A 13661-nucleotide genomic window follows, 5' to 3' on the forward strand; every position below is an offset into this window, starting at 1 on the left:
CACGAAAGGATGGATTTTATGTTGGATCTGATTGTCAAAGGCGGGACTGTTGTTACGGCATCTGAAACATTTAAGGCGGACATCGGCGTGGAAGGTGAAAAAATCTCGTATATCGCAGCGGCCGGGAAGCTTGATTACCTGGTAAACAAAAATGCGGATAAAGGAAACATCACCAAAGTGGTTGACGCCCAGGGCCGGTATGTAATGCCCGGCCTGATTGAACCTCATATGCACGTAATGGCCCCATTTAATAATACCATTGATATCCTTGATTTTTATACTGCCAGCATATGCGCGGCTTTCGGCGGCGTCACCACGTTTATGGATTTCAGTACCACTACAAAAGAGGTGCCCGTATTACAGGCAGTGGAGGAACGGAAAGCAGAAATGGCTGATTCGGTACTGGATTACAGTGTGCATGCCAAATTCATTAACGCAGGGGACAGCCGGGAAGACCTGCAGGGAACCGTTAAAAAACTGGTGGAGGACGGTATACCCACATTCAAGATGTTTACCATCTACCCCGGTGTCATGATAAACGACGCCGACATCCTCAAAATCATGAAAGCCGCAAAGGAGGAAGGCGCCCTGTGTGGTTTTCACGCTGAGAGCAATGCCATCGCCGATTTCATGAAACAGAATCTTCTGGATGAAGGCAAGCAGGACTGGGAGTTCTTTAATAAAGCCAAGCCCAATGCATGTGAGGCAGAAGCGGTGAACCGTATCCTTACATTTTCCGAACTGCTGGATGTTCCGGTATATTTTTACCACCTTTCCACCAAAGAGGCGGTTGAAATGGTCCGCCAGGCCAAAAAGCGCGGTGTCAAAGTCCTGGCAGAGACCTGCGGCCACTATCTGATGTTAACGGATGAAAAAAATAAAGGCGAAGATGGCATCAACTACCTGATGAGCCCTCCGCTGCGCAGCGAAGAGGACCGGATTGCCATGTGGGAAGGGCTGAAGGACGGCACCCTCAGCCTGGTTACCTCGGACAACGAGGTATTCTCCCGGAAGATAAAGGAACAGAATCTTAAGGAGGATGCCCTGACCAATGGAAAAATCCCGGACTTCAGTGTCCCGGTTAACGGTATCCCCGGCCTTGAAGAACGGTTTGGACTGCTGATGATTGGCGTCAACCACGGCATTATCTCCCTCAACAAGCTAGTCGAAGTGAGCAGCACCAATCCTGCCAAAGTGTTTGGATGTTATCCTGAAAAGGGCACCCTGGAGGTAGGAAGCGATGCTGATATCATCGTGGTGGATCCGGAAAGGACGGTTCCCTTGGTACGGGGAAACCTCCACTACCCCGCGGATCTGGATTATGATCTCTATGAAGGCTTTACCTCCAGAGGCTGGCCGGTGTGCACCATCCGCCGCGGTGAAATCCTGATTGAGGACGGCAGGTTCAAGGGTAAAAGAAAATCCGGCAGGTTTTTAAAATGCAGCCTGAAGCTCCAAAAAGAAGCTTAAGCATTTAAAAAAGTCCCCGCCGCATCCGTTCACCCTTCCAGGCATGCCTTCAGCCTGTCCCCTGCATCCCGTATACGCTCTCCATCCCGGCTGTCAAGCGCTGCCTCAAATGCCTGCATCAAGCGTTCAATCCGGCTCCGCTGTTCCCCCGTACTCTTCTCGTAACACTGTTCCCCCAACAAAAGCAGGAGACGGTTTTCTTCCTGGTCCCTGGGAGGGACTTTCAGATAGGAAAGTTCCTCCATCCTGGCCTTAATCTGCTCATCCGTCATGGTGTTATGTCTCCCCTTAATAATCTGTTTCTTCACCTTTCCGGTGGAAACCACCTTCACCTCCACTTCCAGGATTGAATTGATGTCATAGGTATAGGTCACGTCCACTGCCTCCTCCCCTGCCTTGTTCTTCGGCACCTGTATATCCAGGCTTCCCAGCAAAAGGTTGTTGGCGGTAAGACGGCTCTCCCCCTGGTAAACTTCAATGCGTATCCTGTCCTGGTTATTGCGGATTGTGTAAAACCGTTCCGTGCGGCTGGCGGGAATGACCGTATTGCGCTCAATGATAGGGCTGAAATGCCCGGCCTCATAGACGCCCTCCCGGCGCTCCCTCACCACCTCGGTCCCCAGGGTAAAGGCGCATACATCAGTCAGGATCATTTCCCTGACTTCCCTGTTCCTGCTTTTCATGGCCCCCTGTATGGCGGCCCCCAATGCCACTGCCTCATCCGGATGCACGGACACATCCGGGAACTTATGGAACAGCTTCACCACAAAATCCTTTATCACCGGCATGCGCGTGGCCCCGCCCACCAACACTACCTGGTCAATGTCCTGCAGCTTCAGATGTGAATCCGCAATGCTCTTCTGGATAGGTCTGCGTATGCGCTCCAGCAGCGGCAGGCAGAGTTCTGCATATTCCCCAGGATTCAAGGACAGGTCTTTTTCTTCTCCCTTTATCCTGCAGCGCATCCTTACCGTCCCATCCAGGCTGAACCGTTTCTTGGAATTCTCCGCCGCCTCATGGACAGCCGCCCGCTCCTCCCATTCCAGACCATCCTCATCCAGCCCGTTTTTATCGTAAAACTCCTGCTCCAATACCCTGGTAAAATCCTCGCCCCCAAGATAGTTATCCCCGGCCACGGCCCGCACCTCCAGGATGGGTCCGCATAGTTCCAGGATGGATACGTCAAATGTACCTCCGCCCAGGTCAAATACCAGGAATCTTGTGTTCTCTGTTTTATCGTACAGGCCGTATGTGATGGCGGCGGCAGTGGGTTCGCTGATAATCCGCTCCACCTTAAGCCCGGCCAGTTCTCCTGCCAGTCTCGTGGCCCTTCTGCGCTTATCGTCAAAATACGCGGGCACGCTTATGACCGCCTCATGGACCTGACTGCCCAAAAAAGCCTCCGCATCCTCCTTCAGGGAACGCAGGACCATGGCGGACAGGTCTTCGGGCCGGAATTTGTGACCGCCCAGGTCATACTGCCGCTCACTTCCCATAAAGCGTTTAAATACCTCCGCCATGCGCTCCGGATGAAGGCGGCCGTATTCCCGGGCAGTCTCCCCCACCAGTATCTGCGCCTTTTCATCCACCGCCACCACGGACGGGGTCAGGTTCTTCCTCAGGCGGTTAGGGATGATGCACGCCCGGCCATCCTGAAAGCAGGCGGCCAGGCTGTTGGTTGTCCCCAGGTCAATTCCGATTATCATTGTATTCATGTCTCCTTTTCCAGCATCTTAACAGCCATCCGGGCATCTTTGTTGCATCCCAGCCAGATTACCTGGTCGGCCCTTAAAAATGCCTCCAGCGCCTCATCCTTCTTATGGTCCAGCATAAGCAGGAATCCTCTGGCTTCCATCAGTTCCGTACATCCATCCTCATCGCACCACCAGCACATGCCCCGTTCCCTGTCCATCAGGCGGAAATATTCCCGGGCAGCCTCAAAACGTCCTGTAAAGTAAGACCAGCAGAACAGATTATAAAGCACCTGCCTGGACTCCGTGCTGGGCCTGGTCAGCAGTTCTTCCACGGAAAGGCCCAGGTCGGAACACTCCGTATAGTCCGACTCAAGCCTGGTCCTGTATAAATCCCCGAATTTCCTTGCCTGTTCCAGGTCATTCCTCCAGTAATGGGTCCGAATGAGCATCTTGGTCAGGCTCCGGTAATATCCGTATTTCTTCATCTGGCTGGCTATTTCATAGGCCTTTTTAAGATATTCCAGTGCCTTATCCAGATTGCCAAGATAATACCATGCCTCCCCCACATTCTGGCACACCAGGGCCCGGCCTTCTTTGTCCCCTGTCCTATCTGCCAGGGCCTCCAATGCAATGCCCTCTGCCTCACGGCATTTATCCCAGATTTCCCTTCCAGGGTCTTTCCGGAATTTCAGCCAGATATTTAGTATGGCTTCAATCCGCTTACCTTCTGTCTCCCAATCACTGCAGCATCTTTTATCCAGGTCCCTGCTTCCATATTGCTGCTTTATCCAGCCAAGGGCATTGTCATGGCGGCCGGCCTCCGCTTCCAGGTTCATCAGGCTTTCCAGGCATTTTTCCCGGCCGTCCGGCGTAAGGTTCCTGCCCAGGGCTTCTGTAAAATATGCAATCCCCTGGTCAAACTGCTTTCTTCTCAGAAAGCACTGGAATACCCGCTTAAAGCATTCCTCTTCATCCGCCCCGAACTGGTCGCCGGCATCCAGGCTTTTCCCGCAGCATTCAATGGATTCCTCATACCTGCCCAGGACCCGGAGGATTTTTCCCTTTAAAAGCCACATGCCGCTGTCCCCGTCCATTTCAATGCCCTGTTCAATCTCCTTGAGGGCCTTGTCATATTCCTTCATGTGCAGGTAGATATCTGCGCGCCGCCGGAAGTTTTCTGCCCCAGGGCCGAACTTTTCTTCCAGCAGGTTGGTGTAATACAAGGCTTTGTCACCATATTCCTTCTGAAGGGTCCTGGTGTATTTCTGCTTGTAAAGCACGCTGAGCCTCCAATAGCAGTTGGAGGATTCCGGATTCTTCTGAAGCGCCTTATCATAGTATCCGATGGCCTTATTCCATTCCCTGAACCGTTCATGGCACCTGGCAATATAATAATACAGCCTCTCGTAATCCATTCCCTGCTTCTCGCACTGTTTTAAATGCAGGTACGCCTGTTTCGGCCGGTTCCCATATTCAATCCAGTATCTTCCCAGTGCATATCTGGCTGACAGCGATTCCCTGAGCCTCAGCGAGATTTCCGCATACCTGCAGTCCAGTCCCAGTTTTTTATATTTATTGAACGGATTGCCGCTGTCATTTAGGAATGCCCTCTTCAGATACGCCTCTGCCAATATCTCCCGGGGCTCCTTGTTCTGTTCCAGGTGCCGGATTACCGCTGCCGCGTACTTATCCGCCCGGCGCCAGTCCTCTGCGTCCTTTGCCAGCCGGTCCAGCACCCCGATCCGCTCTACCAGCAGCTCACTGCTGTTTACCCCTGCCCGGCCCGCATCGTCAATGACCCTCAGGGCATTTTCATATTTCCCGTATGCTTTAAACACCCTTACTGCCCTTATGTATATCTCCGGATGTCCGTCATATATCTCCCTGGCACGCAGGAAGGCGTCCACCACCTCCTGGTCCTTGCCCAGCTGCTCGCAAGCCTCCTGAAGATAGAAGATGGCCCAGTAGACATCCTCGTCCAGCCGGAGGATTTCCCTGCACTGTTTTTCCATTTCCCGGTAATCCTGTCTGTCCCGCAGGACCATGACCTTGTACAACCTGTAGTCCACATTGTCCGGATCCAGCAAAACAGCCTGATTGTGGGCAGCCAGCGCCCGGTCTGAAAAGGTCCCTGCCTGCTCCTGGCTTTTTCCTTCCCGCCTTATCTCCTGATGATAGAGGTCACGCCATACGCGGCCTTCCACGTGATAACTCCCGGCCAGGCCCGCTCCCTGTCCGCCATCCTCCTCTTTCAGGCACCTGCGCCACAGCCCTATCTCCTCAAGGGCCTCCCCGCACTTGCCGTCCAGCATATGAAGCATGGCCATCTGCTCATGAAAATCCGGCGTGTCCAGCATGCATTCCGGATGTAATCCAAAAAACTGCCTTCCCTCCCCGCCCTTCCCTGAATGGACAAAGCAGCGGGCAAGAAGCAGCGCCTCCTCTGGGGCTGGTCCGTCTGTTTTGGATGTGTAAAGCCGGATTATCTCCTGGTCCGCCTTTTCCAAAAGCCCGCGCACCTCCTGGGTCTGCTTAAGCTTCCCTGCATTCCACCCATGTTCCCGGGCATTTTCCCAGTGCCCCTCCTCTGCCTCCAGCCTGGCCAGGCCCATAAGGGCTTCGTAAGCCCCATCGGACGTCTTCCTCTTCCCGCACAGATAGGCGGCATACAGCCCTCTGGCCTCCGTACGGCATCCGCAGCTTATGAGGATGGAAACAACCGGCATATAAACCTCTTCATCCTCCCGGTTTTCCATGAGCAGGGAACGGGCCATCCGGGCAGCCTCCTCTGTCTTCCCTGTCAGGGCCAGATATCCGGCCTGTTCCACGCCATACCATGGATGGGTTATGCCCAATGACGCCATCTGCAAAAGCGCACTGCCTCTTTCCTCCAGTTCCTCCGGGGTGCCTGGCTTGTCCTGATTGCGTAGTGTAAAAAGAGCACTGATGAAACGGTCATAGTCAGCCTCAGTGTCTCCTTGCAGCTTGTCCATGGGAAATTCCCGGCTTTCGTCCGTCTCCAGCCGCTCCAGCATAAAGTCCACGAACCCCTCCGGCAGATGTTCTTTAAACTCATGCTCATTCCTTTCAATGTGAAAGGTCCTGTCCAATATCTTCCATATTTTTACAGGCAGTCTGAAATGCTCTGACAGATATGAGAACATGGCCCATTTGGCAGTTTCCCCGCTGTCCACGCTCCCAAGCACCGGCTCCCTTAAAAGGCTGTCCCATTCCGCAGGGTCCAGACGCCTGGGCAGGCTGGTATAAATGTCTGCCAGCTGTCTCAGGAAAACCCCTTCCGGCCCGCTCTCCTCCATCCACTCTGCCCTTTGTATTTCCTCATTGGCAGGTGTCCTGGCATACTCAACCGCTTCCTCATAGGCCCGCCTCAGCCGTTTAAAGCCCTCTGCATCATCCTCCGGATTAGCGGCCAGCAGAAGCTTACGGTAGGCTGCCCGGATTTCATCCTCATCCCTTGTCTCTTCAATTCCCAAAATCCCGAATATCTCATCTACGTTCAAGCTGCTCCTCCTTATGGTTTCCCCTGATATTGTACTCCTTAAAATTATAACTGAGTTTTCCGGTATCTGCAAGATATCATGAACCCATGGACGGCAGCCGTTTTCCCAGACAGCGCATTTCCCGGGCAGCGCATTTCCCGGACAGACTCCAACAGAAAAATGGGGATGCCCCAAGACCCCCCGGTCTTCTGCATCCCCATCTTCCCCTGGTCCGATATCTATCCCTTACTGCTGGCAGGGATCGGTATGCATATCAAACTCAGGGTTAAACGCATAGAAATTCCGGCTGTCCAGTTTATCCTGGGTAATCCTCAGGCACTCGCCAAACCGCTGGTAATGGACCACTTCCCTCGCCCGTAAGAACTTAATCGGCTCGCATACATCATAGTCCTTGACAACCCGAAGGATGTTGTCATAGGTGCTCCTGGCCTTCTGTTCTGGGGCGACCTTGTAAGTACAACATATACAAAAATATAGAGGGTAAAGCAGATATTCCGCCTTTCCAGTGTATCAATTCAGACGTTCAGAAATGAGCGTCTATTTTTTTACCCTAAAGCCAGAAAGGATGTGATACCACGAAAAAATCACCACCGCCGGAGCGTTCCCCTCCGGCTTCCAGACCGGAACCCGAAACCAACCATCAAACACAACATTCAGAAAGGACAGGTACATCTATATGGAATTAAAATTCGTTATCCCCAACATGGAAAAGACATTCGGCAACTTGGAGTTTGCCGGAGAAGACAAAACAGAACAAAGAAGAATCAACGGACGCATGGCGGTACTCTCTCGCAGCTTCAACCTGTATTCGGACGTACAGAGGGCGGATGATATTGTGGTTATCCTCCCTGCCGAAGCCGGAGAGAAGCATTTTGACTTTGAGGAACGTGTGAAACTCATCAATCCCCGTATCACCGCAGAGGGCTATAAAATCGGCACAAGGGGCTTTACCAACTACATTTTACACGCTGATGATATGGTAAAAGCGTAAGGAAAAGGAGGACATCAGACTATGAGATTAGCAAACGGAATCGTGATTGACAAGGAAGCAACATTCGGGGCATTGAAATTTTCTGCCCTCCGCCGTGAGGTTCACCTCCAGAATGAAGACGGCTCGGTATCAGAAGAAATCAAGGAGCGTACCTATGACTTAAAATCCAGAGGACAGGGGCGTATGATTCAGGTTTCTATCCCTGCCAGCGTGCCATTAAAGGAGTTCGATTACAACGCAGAGGTGGAAATTATCAATCCTGTGGCAGATACCGTGGCAACGGCTACCTTTCAGGGAGCAGAGGTGGACTGGTACATCAAGGCGGATGATATTGTTCTGAAAAAAGGTGCTGCCATGAATCCGCAATCATCAAAGAAAGAACCGCCAGCAGAAAAATAAGTATGGACGCAATTACTGGATATGAAGAATACGAACAGGACTTCCGGCTGGTTTCTCTGCCGGAATACTGCTGGATGGCAGGTCAGCTTCTTATCGAAGCCCTAGAAGATTATCAGCCGCCGGAAAATCTGGCAGTTTATATGCCGGAATGTCTGTGCAGGGAGTCATCCGGCTATACTTTTTTATTTCAAGCCCATATGGAAGACAGCAAGAAAGGATATTCGCTGCTTTATATGGGCTATTTTTAATCATGGAAAGGAGGATTGTTCCCATGAAGCAGCTTTTCCCCCGTGGAAAACGTATCCGCCCCACGGATAAAGACCTTGTGTTCCATACTGCCCTTGCCGCCCTGTTCCCTGTCTTCCTGCTGGTTGTCCTGCTGTTTCATATCCGGCAAATTGCCGGAACCGACTGGCAGGAAGTGTCCCCCTCCCAGATAGTACAGGATGTAAATATCCCTTACCTGTTATTCAGCATGGGCGTGGCAGGGCTGGTGTGCCTTACAGCAGTTCTTCTGTTCTGGCGATACCGCAGGGATGAAGTAAAGCAGCTCATCCACCGCCAAAAGCTGGCAAGGATGGTGTTGGAAAACAAGTGGTATGAATCGGAGCAGAGAAAGGAGGACGCTTTTTTCAAGGACTTGTCTTCCAGCCGTTCCAAGGAAACCATCACTTACTTTCCAAAAATCTATTACCGGATGAAACAGGGTTTGCTCCATATCCGTGTGGAAATCACCTTGGGTAAATATCAGGAACAGCTCTTAAACTTGGAGAAAAAGCTGGAAAGCGGCTTGTACTGTGAGCTGACGGATAAAGAATTAAAGGATTCCTACGTGGAGTACACCCTGCTCTATGATACCATTGCCAACCGTATCTCCATTGAGGACGTACAGGCAAAGGACGGCAGGCTCCGGCTTATGGAAAATGTCTGGTGGGAGTATGACAAGCTCCCCCATATGCTCATTGCCGGAGGAACAGGCGGCGGAAAGACCTACTTCATCCTGACCCTTATTGAAGCCCTGCTCCGCACCAACGCCGTCCTGTCCGTGTTAGACCCGAAGAACGCCGACCTTGCGGATTTACAGGCGGTTATGCCGGATGTGTACTACAAAAAGGAAGATATGCTCGCCTGCATTGACCGTTTCTATGAAGAAATGATGAAACGCAGCGAAGACATGAAGCTCATGGAGAATTACCGGACAGGGGAAAACTACGCTTACTTGGGGCTTCCTGCAAATTTCCTTATCTTTGATGAATATGTAGCATTTATGGAAATGCTCGGCACAAAGGAAAACGCCGCTGTCCTCAACAAATTAAAGCAAATCGTTATGCTTGGGCGGCAGGCTGGTTTCTTCCTGATTCTCGCCTGCCAGCGTCCGGACGCAAAGTATCTGGGGGACGGAATCCGTGACCAGTTTAATTTCCGTGTAGCTCTGGGGCGGATGTCGGAAATGGGTTATGGAATGATGTTCGGGGAAACCACAAAGGACTTCTTCCTCAAGCAGATAAAAGGGCGTGGCTATGTGGATGTGGGAACCAGCGTTATCTCGGAGTTTTACACGCCCCTTGTCCCAAAAGGACACGATTTCCTCAAAGAAATAAAAAAACTGACAGACAGCAGGCAGGGAGTGCAGGCGGCGTGCGAAGCGGAAGCCGCAGAAACGGACTGACCTGCTGTGGCTGGTGTGCCGCAAGGCACGCCAGCATAAACCCCTCGTATCTAACAGAGGGGTACAAATCGACAGGCAACAACCAAACAACAGGGCAGAATCCCACGGTACACAAGGGATTTTCCCCATATCCGGCGTGTGTCAACAAGGCTCTGAAAGTTGACATACGCTTTTTTAGACAGGAGGGATTTTCACTGAATGAAAAAACATGGGTACGGGACATCAAAGAGAAACGGGAAGTTTACGGTATCTCACAACAGAAACTTGCCCTAGCTGCCGGAATCACCCGTCCGTACCTGAGCGATATTGAAACGGGCAAGGCTCACCCATCCGAAGCATTACAGGAAACCATCACGGAAGCTCTGGAACGCTTCAATCCAGACGCTCCTCTTGAAATGCTCTTTGACTATGTGCGGATTCGTTTTCCCACTACGGATGTAAAACATATCGTGGAAGACGTGCTGCGGCTAAAACTTCCCTACTTTATCCATGAAGACTACGGCTTCTACTCTTACACAGAGCATTACTATCTGGGTGATATTTTCGTTCTGGTATCGCCGGAACTGGAAAAAGGGGTGCTGCTCGAACTGAAAGGGCGTGGCTGCCGCCAGTTTGAAAGCTATCTGCTGGCACAGGAACGGAGCTGGTATGAATTTTTCATGGATGTTCTCATGGAGGACGGCGTGATGAAGCGGCTTGACCTCGCCATCAATGACAAAACGGGAATCCTGAACATTCCCCATCTGACAGAGAAGTGCCGGAATGAGGAATGTATCTCGGTCTTCCGCAGCTTTAAAAGCTACCGCAGCGGCGAACTGGTACGGCGTGAGGAAAAAGAATGTATGGGGAACACCCTGTATATCGGTTCCCTCCAAAGTGAGGTGTACTTCTGCATTTATGAAAAAGACTATGAGCAGTACAAAAAGCATGATATTCCCATTGCGGACGCAGAGGTAAAGAACCGCTTTGAAATCCGGCTGAAAAATGAGCGTGCCTTTTACGCCATCCGTGACCTGTTAGAACATGACAATCCAGAACGGACAGCCTTTCAAATCATCAACCGCTATGTCCGGTTCGTGGACAGGGACGATACGAAGCCCCGTTCTGACTGGCGTATCAATGAGGAATGGGCGTGGTTTATCGGGGAACACAGAGGAATCCTGAAACTGACAACCAAACCGGAGCCCTATTCCTTTGAACGCACCCTGCACTGGCTCTCCCATCAGGTAGCACCCACGTTAAAGCTGGCTCTCCGTCTGGATAAGATGAACCACACCCAGATTGTCCATGACATCATCACCCATGCCAAACTGACGGAGAAACACGAAAAAATCCTGAAGCAGCAAGCCGCCGCTGCAAAGGAGGTGGTGCTTTAACGGCGGCAATCTTGGAACCTAAGAACTCTTACAGGAAAGAAAGGAGCTTTTATGAATTTCGGACAGAATCTTTACAACTGGTTTTTATCCAACGCCCAGTCCCTTGTGCTGCTGGCAATCGTGGTGATTGGACTGTACCTCGGATTTAAGAGGGAATTTTCCAAACTTATCGGCTTTTTAGTAGTGTCCCTTGTAGCGGTCGGTCTGGTCTTCAATGCGGACGGTGTAAAGGACATCTTACTGGAACTGTTCAATAAGATTATCGGTGCATAGTTTACTACGATAAACATTTCTCTCTATAACATCTTCTCTATACGTCAAAACATTTTTATGTTATAATCTCATTAATATAATTTGTCTAAATTTATCAAAAAATGTTTTGTAAAGGGGAAGTTTATTATGAAAGTATTTGTTAGTTGGTCAGGAGAATTAAGCTGTCAAATTGCAGAAGTTTTGAAAAAATGGATTCCATGTATTATTCAATCTGTAGACGTCTTTTTTTCACCTGAGGATATTGAAAAAGGCGATAATTGGGATAAAACTATTTCTTCTGAATTATCAGAATGTAAATATGGCATTATTTGTCTTACATCAGACAATACTTCTGCACCGTGGATTAACTTTGAAGCTGGTGCAATCGCAAAATCTCTAGATTCAAAAGTCACAGCTCTAATGGTAAACATTAAGCCATCTGATATAAAAGGACCATTGTCGCGTTATCAGGCTACCAGATTTGAAAGAGCAGACTTTTTTCAACTTATTGAATCTATTAATAAAGCGTTAGATACTCCACTAGATAGCAAAGTACTTGAAAATACCTTTAATGCAATGTGGGATTCACTAGAAGCTGAGGCTATGGATTTAATCAACAAATTTTCACAAAAAGGAGATTCACAAAATAAAAAAGGACACATTACTGAATCAGAAGAAAACAATCCCCTTGAAGAAATTTTACAATTACTAAGGAAGCAAAGTGCTATATTATCTAACCCACAGCAGCTCCTTCCTCCTGACTATATGGAGCATATTCAGATGAGTATGTATAGCAGAAATAGAGAAATGTACACTGAGAATCAAATGATTTTTGAAGAATTAATAAATGTATTAGAAAAAACCTTAATAAGACTTCAAAGTTTCCCAAACCATCCTGTACTTAATCAATTTATTGAAATATTTAATTATGAAGAAATATTAATGGTTTTATTGCATAATGCTGATATGTCAAGAAATAAACGTTGGCGTATGAAATGTAAAAATTTATATGAAAAATATAGGTCTATAATTACTGAGAAGCATAATGATTTATCCCAAATTGATGAGGACTCTTACAAAAACTTTATTCAGTTTGAAAACAACTAAATAAAAATCAAGCAGCTAACCACATTTTTAATGATTAGCTGCTTTTTTATTTGAAAAGTAAAAGAAAGGACGTGATACTGATTGAGGAAATGAGAATCTACATCCTGAACACCACAAGGTTTTACCATGAGGATTTTGAGGAATACCCTGGGGCATGGTTTTCCTGTCCTGTGGATTTTGAAGAAATCAGGGAACGTCTTGGCGTTCAGAGTGAGGAAGAAATCGAAATTGAAGACTATGAGCTGCCGTTTCCATTGGAGGGCAACACAAGGCTCTGGGAAATCAACGCCCTTTGCCGGATGGTACAGGAAATGCAGGGAACGCCCCTCTATTATGAAATGGATGTGGTACAAAAGCGGTGGTTTCCCAGCTTTACAGAATTTATCGACCACAAAGACCAGATACGCTGCTATCCGGTGCAGGACGGGGAAGCTCTCGCCCGTTATCTGGTGCAGGAGGTACAGCTATTTGGAGAAGTACATCCAGACCTGTTGAACCATATCGACTACGCTGCCATTGGTCGGGAACTGGAAAATAGTGAACACTACCTGTTTACGGACAATGGTATCTTTTATTACCGCTAAAAGGAGGTGGAGGAACTTGGAGGAAATGCGGATTTACATTGCCAACTTAGGCAAATACAATGAGGGCGAACTGGTAGGGGCATGGTTCACGCCACCTGTGGACTTTGAGGAAGTCAAGGAACGTATCGGCTTGAATGATGAGTATGAGGAATACGCCATCCATGATTATGAGCTGCCCTTTGCGATTGACGAATATACCCCCATTGAGGAAGTCAACCGCCTGTGTGAGATGGTGGAGGACTTACCGGAATATATTCAGGAGGAACTATCGGAGCTGCAATCCTACTTTGGCAGTATCGAAGAACTCTGTGAGCATGAAGACGATATTATCTGCCATTCCGGCTGTGACGATATGGCGGATGTGGCTCGCTGCTATCTGGAAGAAAGCGGACAACTTGGGGAACTTCCGGCACACTTACAAAACTATATCGACTATGCCGCCTATGGGCGTGACATGGAATTGGAGGGAACCTTTGTTGTCACAAACCACGGCGTATATGAAATCTTACGGTAGACCCGTCTGTATCTCTTTCAGGAAATACAGGCGGCTTTTTTGATTCAGGGGTGGCTTTTGCTGCCCCATCTTTTAGAAAGGACG

Annotated in this window: 12 protein-coding genes and 1 pseudogene; 10 read left to right on the forward strand and 3 right to left on the reverse strand. The window is 49.4% G+C overall.

Features of this window, described 5'->3' with window-relative positions:
- Positions 1-18: 18 nt before the first annotated feature.
- Complete coding sequence (gene hydA / locus DWX59_RS02335; protein ID WP_166460156.1) at positions 19-1470, forward strand: dihydropyrimidinase; 1452 nt, start codon at positions 19-21, stop codon at positions 1468-1470.
- Positions 1471-1499: 29 nt separating this feature from the next.
- Here hydA and DWX59_RS02340 read toward each other — a convergent pair whose 3' ends face one another.
- The 3 genes and pseudogenes from DWX59_RS02340 to DWX59_RS02350 all read right to left on the reverse strand — a co-directional run.
- Positions 1500-3185, reverse strand: coding sequence for an Hsp70 family protein (locus DWX59_RS02340; RefSeq protein WP_353626741.1), 1686 nt, complete (start codon positions 3183-3185; stop codon positions 1500-1502).
- Positions 3182-6685, reverse strand: coding sequence for a tetratricopeptide repeat protein (locus tag DWX59_RS02345; protein ID WP_117555908.1), 3504 nt, complete (start codon positions 6683-6685; stop codon positions 3182-3184). Before DWX59_RS02345 ends, DWX59_RS02340 begins: the two co-directional genes overlap by 4 nt.
- Before the next feature lie 225 nt (positions 6686-6910).
- Positions 6911-7132 (reverse strand): annotated as a pseudogene (locus DWX59_RS02350) (manganese catalase family protein); the annotation flags it as partial.
- Between the two features lie 229 nt (positions 7133-7361).
- On the opposite strand from DWX59_RS02350, the gene DWX59_RS02355 reads away from it, so the two are divergent.
- The 9 genes from DWX59_RS02355 (at position 7362) to DWX59_RS02395 (ending at position 13577) form a co-directional block, all read left to right on the forward strand.
- Positions 7362-7676: a YdcP family protein gene (locus tag DWX59_RS02355; protein WP_032509787.1), complete on the forward strand. Its 315-nt coding sequence runs from the start codon at positions 7362-7364 to the stop codon at positions 7674-7676.
- A gap of 21 nt (positions 7677-7697) precedes the next feature.
- Complete coding sequence (locus tag DWX59_RS02360; RefSeq protein ID WP_055058888.1) at positions 7698-8075, forward strand: YdcP family protein; 378 nt, start codon at positions 7698-7700, stop codon at positions 8073-8075.
- 2 nt (positions 8076-8077) lie between these two features.
- Positions 8078-8323 (forward strand): hypothetical protein, encoded by a 246-nt coding sequence (locus tag DWX59_RS02365; RefSeq protein WP_032547033.1) that lies wholly within the window; start codon positions 8078-8080, stop codon positions 8321-8323.
- A gap of 23 nt (positions 8324-8346) precedes the next feature.
- On the forward strand, positions 8347-9744 hold the full coding sequence (locus DWX59_RS02370) for an FtsK/SpoIIIE domain-containing protein (protein WP_117555910.1): 1398 nt from the start codon (positions 8347-8349) through the stop codon (positions 9742-9744).
- 152 nt (positions 9745-9896) lie between these two features.
- Positions 9897-11120 (forward strand): MobT family relaxase, encoded by a 1224-nt coding sequence (gene mobT, locus DWX59_RS02375; protein ID WP_117557197.1) that lies wholly within the window; start codon positions 9897-9899, stop codon positions 11118-11120.
- A gap of 51 nt (positions 11121-11171) precedes the next feature.
- Positions 11172-11393 (forward strand): hypothetical protein, encoded by a 222-nt coding sequence (locus tag DWX59_RS02380; protein ID WP_002570387.1) that lies wholly within the window; start codon positions 11172-11174, stop codon positions 11391-11393.
- Positions 11394-11519: 126 nt separating this feature from the next.
- Positions 11520-12479, forward strand: a complete 960-nt coding sequence (locus tag DWX59_RS02385) for a toll/interleukin-1 receptor domain-containing protein (protein ID WP_117555912.1) — start codon at positions 11520-11522, stop codon at positions 12477-12479.
- 89 nt (positions 12480-12568) lie between these two features.
- Entirely contained in the window at positions 12569-13063 is a 495-nt protein-coding gene (locus DWX59_RS02390; protein ID WP_074133967.1) for an antirestriction protein ArdA, read from the forward strand.
- A gap of 25 nt (positions 13064-13088) precedes the next feature.
- Positions 13089-13577: an antirestriction protein ArdA gene (locus DWX59_RS02395; RefSeq protein WP_166460173.1), complete on the forward strand. Its 489-nt coding sequence runs from the start codon at positions 13089-13091 to the stop codon at positions 13575-13577.
- The last annotated feature ends 84 nt before the right edge of the window (positions 13578-13661 follow it).

Source organism: Enterocloster aldenensis, from assembly GCF_003434055.1.
GTDB lineage: Bacteria > Bacillota > Clostridia > Lachnospirales > Lachnospiraceae > Enterocloster > Enterocloster aldenensis.

Bases quoted from the DNA above. Each gene is read 5' to 3' on its own strand.
- hydA (WP_166460156.1), top strand. From the start codon at position 19: ATGTTGGATCTGATTGTCAAAGGCGGGACTGTTGTTACGGCATCTGAA.
- DWX59_RS02340 (WP_353626741.1), bottom strand. From the start codon at position 3,185: ATGAATACAATGATAATCGGAATTGACCTGGGGACAACCAACAGCCTG.
- DWX59_RS02355 (WP_032509787.1), top strand. From the start codon at position 7,362: ATGGAATTAAAATTCGTTATCCCCAACATGGAAAAGACATTCGGCAAC.
- DWX59_RS02360 (WP_055058888.1), top strand. From the start codon at position 7,698: ATGAGATTAGCAAACGGAATCGTGATTGACAAGGAAGCAACATTCGGG.
- DWX59_RS02365 (WP_032547033.1), top strand. From the start codon at position 8,078: ATGGACGCAATTACTGGATATGAAGAATACGAACAGGACTTCCGGCTG.
- DWX59_RS02370 (WP_117555910.1), top strand. From the start codon at position 8,347: ATGAAGCAGCTTTTCCCCCGTGGAAAACGTATCCGCCCCACGGATAAA.
- DWX59_RS02380 (WP_002570387.1), top strand. From the start codon at position 11,172: ATGAATTTCGGACAGAATCTTTACAACTGGTTTTTATCCAACGCCCAG.
- DWX59_RS02385 (WP_117555912.1), top strand. From the start codon at position 11,520: ATGAAAGTATTTGTTAGTTGGTCAGGAGAATTAAGCTGTCAAATTGCA.
- DWX59_RS02390 (WP_074133967.1), top strand. From the start codon at position 12,569: ATGAGAATCTACATCCTGAACACCACAAGGTTTTACCATGAGGATTTT.
- DWX59_RS02395 (WP_166460173.1), top strand. From the start codon at position 13,089: ATGCGGATTTACATTGCCAACTTAGGCAAATACAATGAGGGCGAACTG.